This window comes from Streptomyces sp. NPDC048275 (genome assembly GCF_040652275.1).
Lineage (GTDB): Bacteria > Actinomycetota > Actinomycetes > Streptomycetales > Streptomycetaceae > Streptomyces.
On sequence record NZ_JBEZLR010000018.1, the window covers coordinates 57,310 to 75,995 of the forward strand.

17 protein-coding genes, 2 pseudogenes and 1 riboswitch are annotated in these 18,686 nt (G+C 67.5%); of the genes and pseudogenes, 11 read left to right on the plus strand and 8 right to left on the minus strand.

Annotation, left to right across the window (positions count from 1 at the left end; translation table 11 throughout):
- Positions 1 to 17 precede the first annotated feature (17 nt).
- Positions 18 to 1,403, plus strand: coding sequence for a serine hydrolase domain-containing protein (locus AB0D57_RS13935; protein ID WP_362071333.1), 1,386 nt, complete (start codon positions 18 to 20; stop codon positions 1,401 to 1,403).
- Between the two features lie 69 nt (positions 1,404 to 1,472).
- Here AB0D57_RS13935 and AB0D57_RS13940 read toward each other — a convergent pair whose 3' ends face one another.
- Together AB0D57_RS13940 and AB0D57_RS13945 are read right to left on the minus strand one after the other, a co-directional pair.
- Entirely contained in the window at positions 1,473 to 1,925 is a 453-nt protein-coding gene (locus AB0D57_RS13940; protein WP_362071335.1) for a GNAT family N-acetyltransferase, read from the minus strand.
- Positions 1,926 to 1,966: 41 nt separating this feature from the next.
- A complete protein-coding gene (locus tag AB0D57_RS13945; protein WP_362071337.1) occupies positions 1,967 to 2,425 on the minus strand; it encodes a MarR family transcriptional regulator in 459 nt (152 codons plus the stop codon).
- A 142-nt stretch (positions 2,426 to 2,567) separates the two neighbouring features.
- Between AB0D57_RS13945 and AB0D57_RS13950 the strand changes: the two genes are divergently transcribed.
- From AB0D57_RS13950 to AB0D57_RS13965, 4 genes and pseudogenes are all read left to right on the plus strand, one after another.
- Positions 2,568 to 3,776 (plus strand): MFS transporter, encoded by a 1,209-nt coding sequence (locus tag AB0D57_RS13950; RefSeq protein WP_362071339.1) that lies wholly within the window; start codon positions 2,568 to 2,570, stop codon positions 3,774 to 3,776.
- A 90-nt stretch (positions 3,777 to 3,866) separates the two neighbouring features.
- A pseudogene (locus AB0D57_RS13955) lies at positions 3,867 to 4,289 on the plus strand (heme-binding protein).
- 174 nt (positions 4,290 to 4,463) lie between these two features.
- A pseudogene (locus AB0D57_RS13960) lies at positions 4,464 to 4,907 on the plus strand (hydrolase); the annotation flags it as partial.
- A gap of 396 nt (positions 4,908 to 5,303) precedes the next feature.
- Positions 5,304 to 6,968, plus strand: a complete 1,665-nt coding sequence (locus tag AB0D57_RS13965; RefSeq protein WP_362071341.1) for a globin domain-containing protein — start codon at positions 5,304 to 5,306, stop codon at positions 6,966 to 6,968.
- Positions 6,969 to 7,016: 48 nt separating this feature from the next.
- Here the strand turns inward: AB0D57_RS13965 and AB0D57_RS13970 are convergent, their stop codons facing one another.
- The 5 genes from AB0D57_RS13970 to AB0D57_RS13990 form a co-directional block, all read right to left on the minus strand.
- Positions 7,017 to 7,499 (minus strand): NUDIX hydrolase, encoded by a 483-nt coding sequence (locus AB0D57_RS13970; RefSeq protein ID WP_362071343.1) that lies wholly within the window; start codon positions 7,497 to 7,499, stop codon positions 7,017 to 7,019.
- 78 nt (positions 7,500 to 7,577) lie between these two features.
- Positions 7,578 to 8,483, minus strand: coding sequence for a LysR family transcriptional regulator (locus AB0D57_RS13975; RefSeq protein ID WP_362071345.1), 906 nt, complete (start codon positions 8,481 to 8,483; stop codon positions 7,578 to 7,580).
- Between the two features lie 250 nt (positions 8,484 to 8,733).
- Positions 8,734 to 9,879, minus strand: coding sequence for a cystathionine gamma-lyase (locus AB0D57_RS13980; RefSeq protein ID WP_362071347.1), 1,146 nt, complete (start codon positions 9,877 to 9,879; stop codon positions 8,734 to 8,736).
- A complete protein-coding gene (locus tag AB0D57_RS13985) occupies positions 9,876 to 10,367 on the minus strand; it encodes a low molecular weight protein-tyrosine-phosphatase (protein ID WP_362071349.1) in 492 nt (163 codons plus the stop codon). The genes AB0D57_RS13980 and AB0D57_RS13985 overlap by 4 nt, the downstream gene beginning before the upstream one ends.
- Before the next feature lie 9 nt (positions 10,368 to 10,376).
- On the minus strand, positions 10,377 to 10,757 hold the full coding sequence (locus AB0D57_RS13990; protein ID WP_362071351.1) for a phage holin family protein: 381 nt from the start codon (positions 10,755 to 10,757) through the stop codon (positions 10,377 to 10,379).
- Positions 10,758 to 10,838: 81 nt separating this feature from the next.
- On the opposite strand from AB0D57_RS13990, the gene AB0D57_RS13995 reads away from it, so the two are divergent.
- The 4 genes from AB0D57_RS13995 to AB0D57_RS14010 all read left to right on the plus strand — a co-directional run bounded on the left by AB0D57_RS13995 (position 10,839) and on the right by AB0D57_RS14010 (position 13,209).
- Positions 10,839 to 11,156, plus strand: a complete 318-nt coding sequence (locus AB0D57_RS13995; protein WP_362071353.1) for a cupin domain-containing protein — start codon at positions 10,839 to 10,841, stop codon at positions 11,154 to 11,156.
- Between the two features lie 165 nt (positions 11,157 to 11,321).
- The gene (locus tag AB0D57_RS14000) at positions 11,322 to 11,534 is read left to right on the plus strand and encodes a DUF5326 family protein (protein WP_362071355.1); all 213 of its coding nucleotides are present in this window, start codon (positions 11,322 to 11,324) and stop codon (positions 11,532 to 11,534) included.
- Positions 11,535 to 11,898: 364 nt separating this feature from the next.
- On the plus strand, positions 11,899 to 12,672 hold the full coding sequence (locus tag AB0D57_RS14005; RefSeq protein WP_362071431.1) for an IclR family transcriptional regulator C-terminal domain-containing protein: 774 nt from the start codon (positions 11,899 to 11,901) through the stop codon (positions 12,670 to 12,672).
- 99 nt (positions 12,673 to 12,771) lie between these two features.
- On the plus strand, positions 12,772 to 13,209 hold the full coding sequence (locus AB0D57_RS14010; RefSeq protein WP_362071357.1) for an SsgA family sporulation/cell division regulator: 438 nt from the start codon (positions 12,772 to 12,774) through the stop codon (positions 13,207 to 13,209).
- Between the two features lie 62 nt (positions 13,210 to 13,271).
- On the opposite strand, the gene AB0D57_RS14015 is transcribed toward AB0D57_RS14010, so the two are convergent.
- Positions 13,272 to 14,762, minus strand: a complete 1,491-nt coding sequence (locus AB0D57_RS14015; protein ID WP_362071359.1) for a YibE/F family protein — start codon at positions 14,760 to 14,762, stop codon at positions 13,272 to 13,274.
- A gap of 71 nt (positions 14,763 to 14,833) precedes the next feature.
- A riboswitch (TPP riboswitch) is annotated at positions 14,834 to 14,990 on the plus strand.
- On the opposite strand from AB0D57_RS14015, the gene thiC reads away from it, so the two are divergent.
- Together thiC and AB0D57_RS14025 are read left to right on the plus strand one after the other, a co-directional pair.
- The gene (thiC, locus tag AB0D57_RS14020) at positions 14,983 to 16,785 is read left to right on the plus strand and encodes a phosphomethylpyrimidine synthase ThiC (RefSeq protein ID WP_362071361.1); all 1,803 of its coding nucleotides are present in this window, start codon (positions 14,983 to 14,985) and stop codon (positions 16,783 to 16,785) included. (Overlaps the previous riboswitch by 8 nt.)
- Positions 16,786 to 17,032: 247 nt before the next feature.
- Positions 17,033 to 18,535: a VWA domain-containing protein gene (locus tag AB0D57_RS14025; protein WP_362071363.1), complete on the plus strand. Its 1,503-nt coding sequence runs from the start codon at positions 17,033 to 17,035 to the stop codon at positions 18,533 to 18,535.
- Positions 18,536 to 18,686 lie beyond the last annotated feature (151 nt).

Sequence of the window (18,686 nt, forward strand, 5' to 3'; positions counted from 1 at the left end):
CCAGGTGGACTGGGGGCATGACGACACTTCAGGAAGAGCTGCTGCCGGCCACACGCCGAGCCCTGTTGCACCGTATCGCCGCTGCTCAGGCCGAGGGGCGGGCGCCGTCACTGATCGCGGCGATCGTCCGGGGCGGGGAGCCGGTGTGGCACGGGTCGCGCACATCGGTGGACGGGCACGGGCCGGACGAGAACGTGCAGTACCGGATCGGCTCGATCACCAAGACCTTCACCGCCGTGCTGGTGCTGCGGTTGCGCGACGAGGGGCTGCTCGACCTGGGTGACCCGCTGGAGAAGCACCTGCCGGGTACTGGCGCGGGGGAGGCCACGATTGCTGAACTGCTCGCGCACACCGCGGGGTTGGCAGCCGAAACGCCAGGTCTTTGGTGGGAGCGCACACCCGGCTCGCTGCGCCCCGAGCTCGCCGATGTACTCGGCGAACAACCCTTTCTGCATACCGCCGGCCGCCGGCACCACTACTCGAACCCCGGATACACCCTGCTCGGCGCCCTGATTGAGGAACTGAGGGGAGCCCCCTGGGAAGAGGTCCTGCAGCGCGAGGTGCTCGAACCGCTGGGCCTGCACCGGACGAGTGGGCGTCCGCAGGCACCCCACGCGGGCGGCTGGGCCGTGCACCCCTGGGCGGACGTCATGATGCCGGAGCCCGTCGAGGATCTCGGCCGGATGGCTCCGGCCGGACAACTATGGTCCACCACAGGTGACTTGGCGCGCTTTGCGGTCTTCCTGGTCCAGGGTGACGAACGGGTGCTCAGCGCGGAGTCGCTCCTGGAGATGCGCACGCCCGCGGCTCCTCCGGACGCCGAGGAGTTGGCGTCCGGAGACTCCTATGGCCTGGGCTTGCAGGTTCTGCATCGGGGCGGCCGGATTCTCGTGGGACATTCGGGTTCCTTGCCCGGCTTCATGGCGGCCCTCGTGATCGGAGTGGAGGACGACGTGGCTGCGGTGGTTCTGTCGAACTGCACCTCCGGTCCACGACCGCTGACAGTGGCCACCGATCTCGTACGGATCGTCGCCGAGGCCGAGCCCCGGATCCCCGAGCCATGGCGCCCGGCGCGCGAAGTCGACCACTCCGTACTGGAGATGGCGGGACCCTGGTACTGGGGCACTCAGGCGTGCACGCTGCGCCTGACGGCTGACGGTCTGGTCGAGTTGGTCCCGCTGTCGGGGGGCGGCCGCCGATCTCGTTTTCGGGCGAACGGTGGCGGGACCTGGACGGGGCTCGACGGATACTACGCAGGGGAGCCCCTGCGGGCCGTACGGCGCCCGGACGGGTCCTTGAGTCATCTGGACCTAGGGTCGTTCGTCTTCACTCGTCAGCCGTACGGTGAGGACGCTCCTGTGCCCGGTGGGGTGGATCCCGGGGGCTGGCGAGGGATCCAGTAGGCATCGTTACGACGCGAGGCGGCCTGTTTCACGTGAAACAGGCCGCCTCGGAGTGGACGAGGGATGCGCTCAGAGCGCCAGCTTGAAGCCCACGTGTGAGGCCGTGAAGCCGAGCCGCTCGTAGAAGCGGTGGGCGTCGGTACGGGTGACGTCGGAGGTCAGTTGGACCAACTGGCAGCCCTGGCGCCGGGATGCATCGATCGACCACTCCATGAGCCTGGTGCCGAGGCCACTGCCGCGTTCGTCACCGTGGACGCGCACGCCCTCGATGAGGGAGCGGGTCGAACCCTTGCGTGACAGTCCGGGAATGATCGTGAGCTGCAGGGTGCCGACGACACGTCCCTCGCGCACGGCGACGACAAGGTGCTGGTTCGGGTCACGGCTGAGCTGCTCGAGCGCCGCCAGGTATGGGGTCAGATCGTCCGGCGACTCCCGCTGGGCGCCGAGTGGATCGTCGGCGAGCATCGCAACGATGGCAGCGATGTCGTTCGCGACGGCCGGTCGTATTTCAAGATCTCCCATGGCCGCACCCTATACAGGCACGGAATGGGGTCCGTGTGCTCCTATACCGGCACGCCAGCCGACTCCACGACGCGGACCAGCGGGGCCAGCTCGGGGTTCTTGGCCGCTTCGTCGAGCGCCTCGCGCAGGGCGGCGTCATTGGTGGGCCGCGCTTCGTCGAGGAGCTTGAGGCCTGCTTCGCTGACATTCGTGTAGATGCCGCGACGGTCGGTCGGGCACAGATAGCGGGAAAGCAGCCCGCGGTCCTCGAGCCGGGTGACGAGCCGGGTGGTGGCGCTCTGGCTGAGCACGACTGCGGCCGCGACCTGCTTCATCTGTAGATGGCCGCCCTCGCCGTCGTGCTGTCGGCTGAGCACGTCGAGCAAGGAGTACTCCCGCACGCTCAGGTCGTGCCCGGCCTGCAGAGCGCGCTCGATGTGGGCCTCGATCCTCCCGTGCAGCAGAGAGAGTGCGCACCAACCCTGAGCAAGGGCGGTGAGTGCGGGGTCCGTGGCTGTCATGGCGTGTTCCTCCGTCCCGGAGCGGCTGGCTCAAGGATAGAACACCATCGCAATAGTCCCCTGTTGCATATGACCCGCGTCTGCAAGTATTGTGAGAGCACGTAAAGCGCTCCTGCAATCGTCTGGGAAGGTGTACTCCACCATGCCTCTCGCGCTTCTGGCCCTCGCGATCGGGGCCTTCGGAATCGGAACCACCGAATTTGTGATCATGGGCGTGCTGCCCGAGGTCGCCAGCGACTTCGGTGTCTCCATCCCCACTGCCGGACTGTTGGTGACCGGCTATGCCCTTGGTGTGGTGATCGGTGCCCCGATCATGACCGCGCTCGGCACGAAGGTGTCCCGCAAGCGGATGCTGATGCTGCTGATGGGGTTGTTCGTCCTCGGCAACCTGCTCTCCGCCGTCGCCCCGGCCTTTGGACTGATGCTGGCGGGCCGGGTCGTCGCCTCGCTCGCCCACGGAGCCTTCTTCGGCATCGGCTCGGTCGTCGCCGCCGAACTGGTGGCGCCCGAGAAGAAGGCTGGTGCGATCGCCATGATGTTCAGCGGGCTCACCATCGCCAATGTCGTCGGTGTCCCCCTGGGCACGCTGATCGGCCAGTCCGTGGGCTGGCGTGTCACCTTCGCCGGTGTTGCCGCGCTCGGCGTGGTCGGTCTGCTGGGTATCGCCAGGCTGGTCCCCGAGCTGCCGAAGCCGGCAGGTGTGCACCTCCGTCACGAGCTCGCCGCCTTCAAGAACGTTCAGGTTCTGCTCGCCATGGCGATGACCGTTCTCGGCTTCGGCGGAGTCTTCGCCGCCATCACCTACATCGCGCCGATGATGACGCATGTCACCGGGTTCGCCGTCGGCTCCGTCACCTGGCTGCTGGTGCTGTTCGGCCTCGGCATGGTCGGCGGAAACCTCATCGGCGGCAAGTTCGCCGACCGCGCGCTGATGCCGATGCTGTACGTGTCTCTAGGCAGCCTTGCCGTCGTGCTCGCGCTGTTCACCGTGACCGCGCACCACAAGATCCTCGCGGCCGTCACGATCGCCCTGATCGGCGCCCTCGGGTTCGCGACCGTGCCGCCGCTGCAGAAGCGTGTCCTCGACCAGGCGCACGGCGCCCCCACACTGGCCTCGGCCGTGAACATCGGCGCCTTCAACCTCGGCAACGCCCTCTCGGCTTGGCTCGGTGGTCTGGTGATCGCCGCGGGCCTGGGTTACACCGCCCCCAACTGGGTCGGCGCCATCCTCGCGGCGGGTGCCCTGGTCCTCGCCGTCCTCTCGGCCGCTCTGGAGCGCCGTACGGTTGCCCCCAGCGTCGTCATCGCCAGCGGTACGCCCGCCGAGCAGCGGCCTGCAGTGCACCACTGAGTCGCTGAGTGACAACCACCCACCGTCCATGACCGAGCACAGCCCTTTGGCCGACCACGGTTGAGCGCCACCCCCAAGGAGAAAGTCCCCATGAGCACCACCACTGCCGTCGCACCACTGAGCACGCAAGACGCCGAGCTTCTTGTCTCCGCTGCCCGCCGTGCTGCCGAAGCCGCTGGGGTCACGGTCAGCGTCACCGTTCTCGACGCGGGAGGCCATCTGCTCACCTTCCGGTGAGACGACCGGGCCGTACTGATCTCCGGCGAGACCAGCACCCGCAAGGCCTACACGGCGCTCCAGCTGAACTCCTCCACCGCTGACCTCGTCAACGCGGTCCAGCCCGGCGGCGTCTTCCACACCCTGCCCACGGCGCTTGACCGGCCACTCCTGTTCATCGCGGGCGGTGTGCCGGTTCACCGCGACGGCCGCCTCATCGGGGCGATCGGGGTCGGCGGCGGTGCACCCGAGCAGGACCACGGCTTTGCCGTCGCCGCCGTGGAGGCGCTCGCCTGACCGAACCCCGCAATGAAGCGCCGGCCCCCAGTAGATATCGGGGACCGGCGCTTCGCTGCGGCACGAGGGGTGTGGGAGGCCGGTGGTTCTTCAGCGTGGGCAGACGTTTCACGTGAAACAGCGGAAACCGGCGGGTGGACTTTGTATGGGCCACCCGGCAGGGGGGGACGTTCGGCGCCTGTGGCGGCGGCCGTCGAGGGGGCGCCGTGGCTGTCCGGCATCGGGGACGTCTGGGCCGAGAACAGAGGCAACGGCGACTACTGCGCCGTCGTCTCGCTTTCGCCCTCCTTCTTAGTGGAGCGACTGACCAGGTGGGATGCGCATGCGGCATATGGATCGCGTTTCCCCGCTCTGCCCTTCACGGAGCCCGTGGACCTCGGCGGCGTTCTCAGCGCCGCGGCGAAGGTGCAGATCGCGGATTGTCTCTGTGAAGAGTTCGGGGTGACGCGGGCCGATTGTGTTGCCCACGGCGACTTGCTGTCGGGCGAGTACCTGTTCGAGGCGGTGCCGGTGTCCGTTGCGGTCAATACGGATGGGCACTTGGCAAGCCTCGCCACCCACTCCTGCCTAGGGCGGGATCTGCGGGATTCCTATGAGTTGGTCCGACGCGCTCTGTAGTGGCGGCAGTTGATGTTCGAGGGCATCAAATTTGTGGTGAAGGAAGGGGGGACTTGTGCCTGGGGCGGCTGCCGGTATGGTCGACTCCGGTTCGCGTCCGCCGTGATGTGTGCACGTCTTGCGGGGGCGCGAACGCAGGCCAATGCAGCTTAACGGGACGGAGAGATCGAAGACCCGCATATTCCGTTATGCAGCCGGGCGTTGACTCGGAGTGGGATGGTGCAATGAGGGAAGTGCGTCCAATGTCACATTCTCTCCATACTTGTCCTACGGCAGTGGAATCCGGGTTGAATGTGGCCGCATTGGCCGGTGGGGGTTGAACGGGCAGGGAAGCAAGCCATCTACGGGGGAAATTAGGCATCTTCCGACCGCGGAGGTGCGCAGACCGACCGAAAGATGCTCGAGGCGAGGCACACCATGGACGCTCCGGCCACCACGTCGGCCGACAACGGCACTTCCGGAGGGCGCGGCGGGAGCGGCTGGTTCGCGCCGCGCAAAGATCCGGCGCCATCCGGTGGAGAGCGGGAGTCCGCTGACGGTCGCCGTCTGGCAGCGATGCGCCCGGTCGGCCGGCCGACCGCAGGCCGCGGAACGGCGGAGCAGGAACGAATATCCCCGGCCGTGGAAGCAGCACCGACTCCTCATGAGGCCACACCCGCTGAGGCTTGGCGCTCCGAGCCGGAGATCGCCCACGAATCCGTACGACCGCAGTCAGATCCCGCCCAGTCCGATCATGGCCTTTCGCAGTTTGATGCCGGCCGGGTGTGGTCCGGTCCTGGACGGGAGCGGACGGACCTCGGCAGAGGGCAGCGGGCTCCTGGCAGGCAGCAGCCCGACCTCGGTCCCGTCACGAGAGGGCCCGCCCAGGAGCCGCGGTTGCCGGAGTCGCGCGTACATGTGCCGGAGTCGCGGGTGCCCGCCCAAAGGTCCGCCCCCACTCCGGAGCCGTCCCCCGACGCCGTGCTCATCCGCCGGACCATGGCCGAGGTCGGCCCCGTCGCCGACAAGGTCACCTCTTACTTCTATGCGCTGCTCTTCGTGCGCCACCCGAATCTGCGGTCGCTGTTCCCCGCCGCGATGGATACACAGCGGGACCGGCTGCTGAAAGCGCTGCTCACCGCCGCCGAGCACATCGACAACACCCCGGTTCTCATCGACTATCTGCAGAACCTCGGCCGTGGCCACCGTAAGTACGGCACCCGGCCCGAGCACTATCCGGCCGTCGGAGAGTGCCTCCTCGGTTCGCTCAGCCGGTTCGCCTCGGCGATCTGGGACGCGGAGACCGAAGCGGCCTGGGTCCGCGCGTATACGACGATTTCCCAAGTCATGATCGATGCGGCGGCCTCCGACGAACTGCGAGCGCCGGCCTGGTGGCATGCCGAGGTGGTCGCGCACGATCTCAGGACCCAGGACATCGCTGTCATCACCGTCCGCCCGGACCAGCCGTACCCATTCCTCGCCGGGCAGTACACGAGCCTGGAGACACCGTGGTGGCCGCGCATATGGAGGCACTACTCGTTCGCCTCGGCGCCCCGGTCCGACGGGCTGCTGTCGTTCCATGTGAAGGCGGTTCCGGCGGGCTGGGTGTCCAACGCGCTGGTGCATCGTGCCCGTCCCGGCGACATCATCCGGCTCGGCCCGCCGGCCGGATCGATGACCGTCGACCACACCACCGACAGCGGACTCCTCTGTCTGGGCGGCGGCACCGGTATCGCGCCCATCAAGGCACTGGTCGAGGATGTTGCCGAGCACGGGGAGCGACGCCCGGTCGAGGTCTTCTACGGCGCTCGCACCGGTCATGACCTGTACGACATCGACACCATGTTGCGGCTGCAGCAGAGCCACTCCTGGCTCGCCGTACGCCCCGTGGTCGACCAGCAGGCCCATCTCCAGCTGCCCGACGTCGTACGCGAGTACGGGCCGTGGAACGAGTACGACGCCTATCTCTCCGGCCCGCCCGGCATGATCCGCAGCGGGGTGGACGCCTTGAAGGACATCGGCATTCCGTCGGACCGTATACGCCACGACTCCGTCGAGGAACTCGTCGCCGCCGGGGACTGACGGGGCCGCCTTGTCAGCACGAGCCGCGAGCCCCGTAAGAGAACGTCTTCACCCCAGGTCGGGCGCGTGCATCGCCCGCACGCCCTCGATGTTCCCGTCGAGATAGTGCCGCAAGGACAGCGGCACGAGGTGGACGGAGGCGATCCCGACCCGGGTGAACGGCACCCGCACGATTTCGTACTCGCCGCAGGGTTCGTCCATCTCGGGGCCGTGCCGCAGGGCCGGATCCATGGACTCCAGGCGGCAGACGAAGAAGTGCTGCACCTTCACGCCGGTCGCCCCGCCGTCGTCGCCGATGTGCTCGACGGTGTCGACGAAGCAGGGCACCACATCGGTGATCTTGGCGCCGAGTTCCTCGTGCACCTCACGATGGAGCGCGTCGACGACAGTCGTGTCATCGGGCTCGACCCCGCCGCCCGGAGTCAGCCAGTAGGGATCGACGCCGGGCTTGGTGCGTTTGATCAGAATGAGGTCATCGCCATCGAGCAGGATGGCGCGGGCGGTGCGCTTGACCACGGGTCGGACGGTCATGGGAGAAATGTGGCCCGCCTGGTTCCACGTGAAACATCGGGGAGCTCCGAGAGCCTCAGGAGGGCCTCACGAGGGGCCTCAGGACCAGTCGGCCGCGGCGTGAAGCAGCCAGTCATACGCCCGCGCGATATGTGGCATGGCGAGTGTGCCGGTGCGGACGGCCAGGAAGTACGTACGCAGCGGAGGTACTGCGGGATCGTGGAGGGCCACGACGTCCCCGCGGTCCAGAGCGGCGGCGCACAGATAGCGGGGCAGCACTGCGAGGCCCGCGCCCGTGACGGCGCACGCGAGCACCGCACGTAGATCGGGGACGACGACGGTGCCCGCGGTGGCAGGGCGGGAGTCGAAGACGGACGACCAGTATCGGGCGACGAGTGGCAGTGACTCGTGGACCTCGACGACGGGGAGGTTCTCCAGTGCATGCGAGCCCATCCGGCGCAGCTTCCCAGGACCGATGCGGGCGGCCCAGCGGGGGGCGGCGACCAGGACGTGCTCCTCGTCGCAGAGTGGAGTCGCGGTGAGCAGGGCGCCGCGCGGGCGGGCCGTGGTGATGGCCAGATCATGATGTCCGGCGGCGAGGCCCTCGAGTGTTTCCTCGGCGTTCCCGAAGGAGGCGCGCAGTGCGAAACCCTGGCCGTCGTCCCCCGTCAGCTGTGCCAGCGCGGGCAGGGCCCGCTCGGCGGTGAACTCCGGCGGCCCGGCCAGGTGCAGAGTGCGCAGCGACGAGTCCTCGTCGAGTCCGGTTTCGGCGATCTCCACCAGGGCGTCGAGATGCGGTGCGGCCTTGTGGGCGAGCTCGTCGCCGATCGTCGTGGGGGTCACCCCACGGGCCTGGCGCAGAAAGAGGGGTCGCCCCAACTGTCGCTCCAGCGTGCGGATCTGCGACGTGACGGCAGGCTGGGACAGACCGAGCAGGGCGGCGGCACGGGTGAAGGAACCAGCACGGTGCACGGTCACAAACGTGCGCAGCAGTGCTAAATCCATGGCGCACCTCCCCTCACAAGCGCCCCGGCAGAGCCCCAACTATAAATAAGTCGATAGGTCTCTGTCGCTACTGTGATTGGACACTGACACAGAGTCAACTAGCCTTGTTCGCGCGGTTCTTCGCGCGCAGAACCGGGACGGTCCGAGCCACGAGGGGGGAGGCTCGGACCGTCCGTTGTACGTAGCGAGGTACTAAACCGGTGGCCCGGATTGTGCGTCACAGCGCACCTACCGGTCACTCAGGAAGGGGTCACTTCGCGGCCTCGTCGAGCGCGCGCAGCACATCCGCCACCAGGTCCTCGGGGTCCTCGGCACCGGCCGAGAAGCGGACGAAGCCTTCCGGCACGGCGTCGCCGCCCCACCTGCCGCGCCGCTCGGCCGTGGACCGCACCCCGCCGAAACTCGTCGCGTCGTCCACCAGACGCAGCGCGTCGAGAAAACGATCGGCATACGCGCGCGTGGGCAGTGTGAAGGACACCACGCATCCGAAGCGCCGCATCTGCTGCGAGGCGATCTTGTGCGAGGGGTCATCGGGCAGTCCTGGATAGCGCAGTCCGGTCACCTCGGGCCGAGCCCGCAGTGCCTCGGCGATCGTCAGTGCGTTGGCGTTCTGCCGGTCGGCGCGCAGCTGGAGCGTGGCGAGGGAGCGGTGGGCAAGCCAGGCCTCCATGGGGCCGGGGATCGCTCCGACGACTTTCCGCCAGCGCCGCACGGACGTCATCAGAGAGGCATCGAGCGCGGTGACGTACCCGAGGAGGATGTCGCCGTGCCCGGTGAGCATCTTGGTGCCGCTGGCCACGGAGAAGTCGGCGCCCAGCTCCAGCGGGCGCTGCCCGAGCGGGGTCGCCAGGGTGTTGTCGACGGCGACGAGCGTGCCCTGCGCATGGGCGGCCGCGACAAGCCGTCGTACGTCGCACACGTCGAGCCCGGGGTTTGACGGCGTCTCGATCCACAGCAGCTTCGCGCCGTCGAGCACCTCGAGCTGGGCGTCGCCGCCGGTCGGGGCGGTGCGCACCTCGATGCCGTACGCGGTCAGCTGTTCGCGTACGAGCGGCAGCACCTGGTAGCCGTCATTGGGCAGCACCACGATGTCTCCCGCGCGCAGCTGGGAGAAGAGCACTGCCGAGATGGCTGCCATGCCGGAGGGGAAGGTGAGCGTCGTGGCGTCGTCCTGTCCGGGTGCCTCCAACTCTCCGATGGCACGCTCCAGGAGTGTCCAGGTCGGGTTCTCGTCACGGCCGTAGGTATATGGGCCGGTCGGCTCGCCCGGCAGATGGAAGTGCGCGGCGAAGACCGGGCCCGGCAGCGTCGGCTCGTACTTGACGGGTTCGGGCAGCCCAGCCCGTACCGCGCGTGTGCCGTCGCCGCTGTCCGTCGCAAAATCCCCTGACGTCATGCCGCCCGTCCCTTCACTTGATCCTTTACCGCGGCAAGCAGTCCAGGGCTCGCCGCCTCCACCATCTCAAGACACTCCTCGAAACCGTCTATGGGTCCGTAATACGGATCGGGGACGTCCAGATCGTCGCTCGCGGCGGGGTCGTACGACCGCAACAGCCGGACCTTCTCCGCGTCCTCGGGCGTGGGCGCGAGACGGCGCAGGGCCTTGAGATGGCCGGCGTCGAGGGCGATGACGAGGTCGAGGCGGGAGAACCACGCGGCGTGGAACTGGCGGGCCGTATGGCCGCTCTCATAACCGCCCGCCTCCAGCACGGCGACAGCGCGCGCGTCGGCGCCGTCACCCTCGTGCCAGCCGCCCGTGCCCGCGCTGTCGACTTCGACCAGGCCGTCGAGTCCGGCCTCTTCTATACGGGCACGGAAGACGGACTCGGCCATCGGGGAACGGCAGATGTTGCCGGTGCAGACGAAACAGACGCGATAGGGCATCGGGAGCACTCAGTCCTTGCTGTCGGGCAGGACGACGTTGAGCGCCCAGGAGACGATCGAGATGATCAGGCCGCCCAGGACCGCGGTCCAGAAGCCCTCCACGTGGAAGCTCAGGTCGAGCTTGTCGGCCAGCCACGAGGTGAGCAGCAGCATCAGGGCGTTGACCACGAGGGTGATCAGACCGAGCGTGAGGATGAAGAGCGGGAAGGTCAGCACCTTCACGACTGGCTTGACCAGGAAGTTCACCAGCCCGAAGATCAGCGCGACGAGCAGCAGAGTGCCGACCTTCTTGCCGGTGCCGCCGCCCGTCAGGGTGATCTTGTCGAGCAGCCAGACGGCGACGGCCAGGGCCCCCGCGTTGGCGATCGTCTTGACTACGAAATTCTTCATGTGTCTGATCGTGACAGAAGAGATCGACTGGTGAGCGAGGCTGTGGATACAGCCTGTGGAGTACGGGAGCGGACAAGGGCGATGAAGGCATTTCGGCTGGACGAACTGGAGGCGGAACGCGCCGCCAACGACGGTGCTTACCTGCAGTTCCTGCGCGAGCGGAACATGTCGGTCGGCCTGTACGCACTCGATGCGGGCGAACTGGACTCACAGAAGCCGCACCAGCAGGACGAGGTGTACCTCGTGGTGAGCGGGCGGGCTGCGATCACGGTCGGTCTGGAGACCACGCAGGTGGCACGCGGCAGCGTGGTGTACGTACCCGCGGGGGTTGCCCACAAGTTCCACCACATCACCGAGGACCTGCGGGTTGTGGTGGTGTTCTCTCCGCCCGAGAGCTGACGTCCGCCTCAGGGTTCCCTAGGGGAACGGTCAGGGGAGGACAAGGGGTGCGGGGGCCCCGCCGGGCGCCCTGTCGGTTCTAGCATCGAGTGCAGGACATCAGAGAACCCGGAATCAGAGTCCCGGAGTTGGGGCGACGGGCGAAGAGAGGCAAGGACAAGGGAGATGCAAGAGATCTTCAACGGGATGCCGTGGTGGGTGAAGTGGATCGCGGTGCCGGTCATCGCCCTGGTCGTGTTCGGCACCGTGATAGTCAGTGTGCTCACTGTCGTGATCGGCCTGCTCTTCAAGGTGCTGGTCTTCGTCGCACTCGTCGGCGGTTTGATCTACGTAGTACGGAAGTTCACGTCGAGTTCGTCGTCGCGCAGCGATTGGTGAGGCGCAGCCGGGGGAGCACCTGGTAACGAGCAGGTCGGTAAAGGGGAACTCGAGGTTCCCTCGGCCGAGGGAAGTTTCCGGCGAGGCCGTCTGCAAGCGATGGCAGGCCGTTAAAGTCCGGAATTCGACGCGGGGGCGATCCCCGCGGGCAGCGCACAGCTCCCTCCCGTGTTCCCCCGCACGGGCGGTCCCCCTCGCGCTTCGGGAGTGCCCCTTGGCCACGGTTGACACCGCACCCGCAGAATCACCCGCTCCACCCATCCAGCGATCCAACGCCTCCGCGGGGCCGTGTGCCCCGCCGGCACAGCCACGCACCTCGCTTGCGGAGGCACGTACCCCGCTTGCGGATCCGCGTACTCCTCCGCTGGAGGTCCCGCCCTCGGAGCCGCATCCCACGACCTTGATCGGCTCCGTGCAGCGGGCGATGCGGCTCCTGGAGGGCGTCGCCGCACGCGAGCACGGGGCGCCGGCGAAGCAACTCGCCCGGGAAGCCGGACTCGCGCTGCCGACGGCCTACCATCTGCTGCGCACGCTGGTGCACGAGGGCTATCTACGCCGTGACAAAGGGCTGTTCTTCCTGGGGGAGGCCGCCGAGCGGCTGAGCAGCAGCGGAGCCCAGCAGAAACGTCGCAGCACGGTGAGTGAAACGCTTGCCCAGTGGCGCGATTCGATCGGTGTGCCGGTGTACTACGCGGTCTACCGCGACGGTGAGATCGAGGTCATGTGCGTCGCTGACACCCCGGGGAATCCGGCGGTGGAGGAGTGGGCCGACTTTCGGGAGACCGGGCACGCCCACGCGGTCGGCCAGTGTCTGCTGTCCCAGCTGGACGAGAAGGCCCGCCGGGATCACCTCGATCGCTATCCGGTGCAGTCGATCACTCCGTACACGGTGCGTGACAACGCCAGTCTGTTGCGGCGCCTGGAGCGGACGGGGCGGATGGAGCCCGTCATCGAGCGGCAGGAGTACGCGCTGGGCACGGTCTGCGCCGCTCTCCCCCTCACAGCCGGCACAACTGCCGCGACTTTGGCCATTTCTCTGCCTGTTCACCAAGCCGATCGACTGCTACCCGCGGCACGGCAGCTGCAGGGTGAGATCGGCAGGCTTTTAGGGTCACTCGCGATCTCTATCAGCATCTGAAAACTCACTCCTTGTGATCTCTTGTGTACGTTGAGCAAGATTTCGGCAGTGTCAGGGGGATGATTCCTGGCCAGTCGACGGCAAACGACGGGGTAGGCGATGCGCGAGTCGGTACAGGCAGAGATCATGATGAGCTTCCTCGTGTCGGAGGAGCTCTCCTTCCGTATTCCGGTGGAGCTGCGATACGAGACTTGTGATCCCTACGCGGTGCGGCTGACCTTCCACTTGCCCGGAGATGCGCCCGTGACCTGGGCGTTCGGGCGGGAGCTGCTGATCGACGGCGTGGGCCGGCCGTGCGGCGACGGTGATGTGCACATCGCGCCCGCCGATCCGGACGCGTTCGGCGAGGTGCTGATCCGGCTTCAGGTGGGCAGCGACCACGCGCTGTTCCGGTCCGGGGCGGCGCCGCTCGTGGCATTCCTCGATCGCACGGACAAGTTGGTGCCGTTGGGGCAGGAGCGTTCGCTGGCCGACTTCGACGCCCACCTCGACGAGGCGTTGGACCGGATCCTCGCGGAGGAGCAGAGCGCGGGCTGACAGCGCTCTGGTACCCCCAAGTGGAGTAACGCTTCCTCACAAGTGAGGCGTGCCAGGAGGCTTCAGCGCTTGCGGCGGCGCCCCCTCCCGCCACGCACCGGAGTCCTGCTCCCGGCGGGCTCCACGGGGACGGCAGGGCCCCCTGGCCGGTCCGCCGAGACCACCAGGGCGGCCAGCGCGGTGGTCACCGGCACTGAGGCGACGAGACCGATCGAGCCGATCAAAGTGCGCACGATCTCCTCGGCGACCAGTTCGCTGTTGGCGACCGCGCCCACACTGCTCTGCGCGATCGAGAAGAGCAGCAGCAGCGGCAGCGCGGCGCCGGCGTATGCCAGGACGAGCGTGTTGACGACCGACGCGATGTGGTCGCGGCCGATCCGAATGCCCGCGCGGTACAGACCGCGCCAGCCCATCGTCGGATTGGCCTCGTGCAGCTCCCAGACCGCGGACGTCTGTGTCACCGTCACATCGTCGAGGACACCGAGCGAACCGATGATGACGCCGGCGAGCAGTAGACCGCTCATGTCGATGGACGGATACAAGCCGTGGATCAGTCCAGTGTTGTCGTCCGTGTTGCCGGTCAGCGCGGCCCAGCCGATGAACATGGAGCCGAGTACGCCGATCAGCACCAGCGAGAGCAGCGTGCCGATCACCGCCACCGACGTGCGGGCCGAGAGGCCATGGCACATGTACAGCGCGATCAGCATGATGGCGCTGGCCCCGACAATCGCCACGATCAGTGGATCCGAGCCTTGCAGGATCGCGGGCAGGATGAAGAACGTCAGGATCAGGAAGCTGACGGCCAGCGCGATCAGCGCCATGACGCCGCGCATCCGGCCCACCACCACGGTGACCACGGCGAAGATCCCGGCGAGCAGCGCCAGGGGGAACTTCCGGTTCACGTCGCTGACGGAGTACTGCAGATCCTTGGGCGCGGAGGGTTCGTATGCGACCACGACCTTCTGGCCTTGGTGCAACTGCCGTGACTGGTCGGGCTGGACGATCTCGGTGAACGTACGGCCCTTGTCCTTGCCGGTGTCGACCCGGATCGTCGCCTTCTTGCAGTCGCCCGTCGCCTGCTGCTGGGCGGAGGAGCCTTCGGCGGTGGACGTGGCGCCGGTCGGGGTCTCCCCCGACGCGTTGACGGCTTTGCAGTCCACCTTGTCGACCTTGGTGACGGTGGCCTGCTGGGTCTGCCGGTCGAAGCCGACGCCGGTGCGCTCGTGAGACGGGGCACCACCGGGCCAGAGCACCAGGAGACCCACAAAGACCGCGGCGGCGAAGGGGATCAGCACCGCGGCGATGACCTTGCGCAGGTGCTTGGAGACAGGCGCGGCGGGGCCATGGCTGTGACTGTGAGAGTGGTCCGATCCGTGCCCGCCGCCCGATCCGTGTCCGTCTCCGGGGCCGTGCCCATCTCCGGGCCCGGGGCCACGGTCGCCGTCCGGTCCATGCCCGTGGCCGTTATCGGAGCCATGTCCATGGCCGTCACCGGAGCCGGGTCGGCGCGGCGGCTCGGGCGGTGGGAACGAGGGCTTCTGCGATGTGGTCACCGACCGATCATCGCAAGAACGGCGGAGGCCCTCTGTTCACCGCGCCAGATATGACGCTAGCGTGGAGGCACCTTTGCACACGCGGGAGCTCGGAGCACCGGGCTGAGAGGGCGCTGACCTTCGTCTTAGCGATGTTTCACATGAAACATCGGCAGACGGAAGCCGCTGCGTCGACCGCTGAACCTGTTACCGGGTAATGCCGGCGTAGGGAGTAGGTCTCATGACCAACAAGGACGTACGCACGCCTGCCTCCAGCCAGGGCGAACAGCCGCAGGAGGCCGGGAAGTCCATCGGCTGGCACAAGGCATACGTCGGGGGTTCTCGCCCCGACCTACGGGTGCCGGTCCGTCAGGTGCACCTCACCAACGGGCAGTCCGTCACGCTGTACGACACCTCCGGTCCGTACACCGATCCGACGGCCGACACCGACGTACGCAGGGGCTTGGCGCCGCTGCGCGAGAACTGGATCACTGCCCGCGGTGATACCGAGGAGTACGCGGGTCGTCCCGTCCGTCCTGAGGACGACGGGATCAAGCACACCTCGCCGCGCGGGGGCCTGCGCAACCTCGACGCCGTCTTCCCGGGGCGGCCGCGCCAGCCGCGCCGGGGCCGTCCCGGAGAGGCGGTCACACAGCTCGCATACGCTCGCCGCGGCGAGATCACGCCCGAGATGGAGTTCGTGGCGATCCGCGAGAACGTCGACCCTGAAATCGTCCGTGAGGAGATCGCCGCCGGCCGCGCGGTACTGCCCGCGAACGTCAACCACCCGGAGATCGAGCCGATGATCATCGGCAAGCGGTTCCTGGTGAAGGTCAACGCCAACATCGGCAACTCCGCTGTCACCTCCTCCATCGAGGAGGAGGTCGAGAAAATGACCTGGGCAACCCGCTGGGGCGCTGACACGGTCATGGACCTGTCCACCGGCCGCAACATCCACACCACGCGTGAATGGGTCCTGCGCAACTCCCCTGTCCCTATCGGCACGGTGCCGCTCTATCAGGCCCTGGAGAAAGTCGACGGCCACGCCGAGGAGCTGACCTGGGACATCTACAAGGACACCGTTATCGAGCAGGCCGAGCAGGGCGTGGACTACATGACCGTCCATGCGGGTGTACGCCTGCAGTACGTGCCGCTCACCGCGAACCGCAAGACCGGCATCGTCTCGCGCGGCGGCTCGATCATGGCGGCCTGGTGCCTGGCGCACCACAAGGAATCATTCCTGTACACGAACTTCGAGGAACTCTGCGAGATCCTCGCCGCCTACGACGTCACGTACTCTCTGGGCGACGGGCTGCGACCCGGGTCGATCGCGGACGCCAACGACGCGGCGCAGTTCGCGGAGTTGAGGACGCTCGGGGAACTCAACACGATCGCGAAGCGTTTTCATGTACAGACGATGATCGAAGGCCCGGGACATGTCCCGATGCACAAGATCAAAGAGAACATCGACCTTCAGCAGGAGATCTGTGATGAAGCTCCGTTCTATACGCTCGGCCCGCTGACGACGGACGTCGCGCCGGCGTACGACCACATCACCTCCGGCATCGGTGCCGCGATGATCGCCTGGTGGGGCACGGCCATGCTCTGCTATGTCACGCCCAAGGAGCACTTGGGCCTGCCTGACCGTGATGATGTCAAGACCGGCGTCATCACCTACAAGATCGCCGCCCACGCAGCCGACCTCGCCAAGGGGCACCCAGGTGCGCAGGTATGGGACGACGCGCTGTCCGACGCCCGCTTCGAATTCCGATGGGAGGACCAGTTCAACCTGGCCCTGGACCCGGATACGGCAAGGGAGTTCCACGACGAGACCCTGCCGGCCGAGCCGGCAAAGACGGCGCACTTCTGCTCCATGTGCGGCCCGAAGTTCTGCAGCATGAAGATTAGCCAAAGCATCACGGAGCGGTTCGGTGGTACGGCGGCCGCTGGGGCGACGGCGGAGGAGGTAGCCGAGGGGATGCTCCAGAAGTCGAAGGAGTTCGCGGCGAGCGGGAACAGGGTCTACCTGCCGCTGACAGACTGATTGCTGGAACGGCGGTGCTCCTTGGGGCAGTCGACCAGGAAGCACCGCCATAGTTCAGTTTCGTTGGGCATTCCTCAGCCGCTCGACCGCGGTCAGGGGGCGTGCGGCGGCCTCTGCCGAAACTGAATCCTTTGCTGTCTCCTTTGAGGAGGCGCAGGTATGTGGTGAGTGTGTCCGTGGGCCGGTCGAAGCGGATGTTTGTGCATCGAGCGGCTCCGTGGCCGCGTTCTCTCGGCAGACTGGGCGCATGACATCGACAGCCATGAGCAAGGGCGCCAATCTTCCCGTCACCGCTGGGGCACTGCAGGCCGTGCTCAGCTGGAGAGGCGGAGCCGGTGCACCGGACGCGGACGCGTCGGCGTTGCTGCTCGGCGTGGGTGGACGGGTGCGGGACGACGGCGACTTCGTCTTCTACAACCAGCCGCAGCATGCCTCCCGCGCCGTACGCCATCTCGGCAAGCGGCGGGATGCCGATGCGACGACGGACACGGTCGAAGTGGACCTGCGCGCCCTGGAAACGGAGATCGAGCGGGTCGTTCTGTGCGCCTCGGCCGACGGTGGCACCTTCGGTGAGCTGTCCGGACTGACGCTGCGGCTGTTGGACGCCGGAACGCAGCAGGAGGTCGCGCGCTTCGAGATGGAGGCCACGACGGAGACGGCGTTCATCGGGGGTGAGCTGTATCTGCGCGGCGGTCAGTGGAAGTTCCGCGCCGTGGGACAGGGGTATGCGTCCGGACTCGCGGGCCTGGCAACCGACTTCGGCATCAGCGTCGATGAGGAGGCGTCCATGGATGCGTCTCCGGTCCACCCTGCAACCCCTCCGGCGGCTTCGGCCGCGGTTACGCCAGGGATCCCCGGGCCTGCCCCGCAGATCCCGTCGACGCCCCCGACGCCGCAGATGCCCCCGAGGCCGGCGGCAACGCCCGTGTCCGCCGCGTCCTTGGGCCCCTCCGCACCCACACCCACCGCAACACCGTCTGCAGCAAGCCTCAGCAAGGGCGAGGAGCAGCTGCCCGTCGATATGCGCAAGCGGCTCTCACTGCGCAAGGAGCAGGTGGCCGTCAGTCTGCGGAAGCACGGTGCGGTGGGTGTCACGGCGCGTGTCGTGCTGATCCTCGATGCTTCCGGTTCCATGTCCTTCCTCTACTCGAAGGGCGTCGTGGCCGACGTGGTGGAGCGGATGGCTGCGGTGGCCGCGCAGTTGGACGACGACGGTGTGATGCAGGCGTGGACATTCGCTTCCAACGCGGCCCGGCTGCCGGATCTGAGGCTGGGCGAGTTGCCCGAGTGGCTCGAACTCCATGTCAAGGTCGGCGAGCTGAGCCTGTTCCGGCGCAAGAAGCCGCGGAAGGGCCTGCTGCCGGGGCAGGTGGACATGCGGGCGGTCGGTATCCAGAACGAGGAGCAGAAGGCGATCGCGGAGGTTCGCTCGTATGTTCGTGAGCATCCGGCCGCTGACCCCACGCTGGTGCTCTTCTTTTCCGACGGAGGTGTCTACCGCAACAGGGAGATCGAGAAGGAGTTGCTGGAAGCGGTGGATGAGCCGATCTTCTGGCAGTTCGTGGGTCTGGGACGGTCCAACTACGGGGTGCTGGAGCGGTTCGACACCCTGCCGGGACGACGCGTCGACAACGTCGGGTTCTTCGCCGTGGACGACATCAGCCGTGTCCCGGACCCGGCGCTGTACGACCGGCTGCTCTCACAGTTCCCGGCTTGGGTGACCGCGGCCCGGCAGCTGGGCATCGTCTGAGCCCGCTCGCCGAGGAGCGTACGAGCGTGTGCCGCGCACGGGGCAGGGCCCGCGCTGCATCAGCGCGGGCCCCGGTCCTTCCCGTCACCGCGGTGTCTGCCGAGCCCGTCGTCCCAGTGTTCGCTGAGCCGTCGCTCCGGTGTGGGACCGG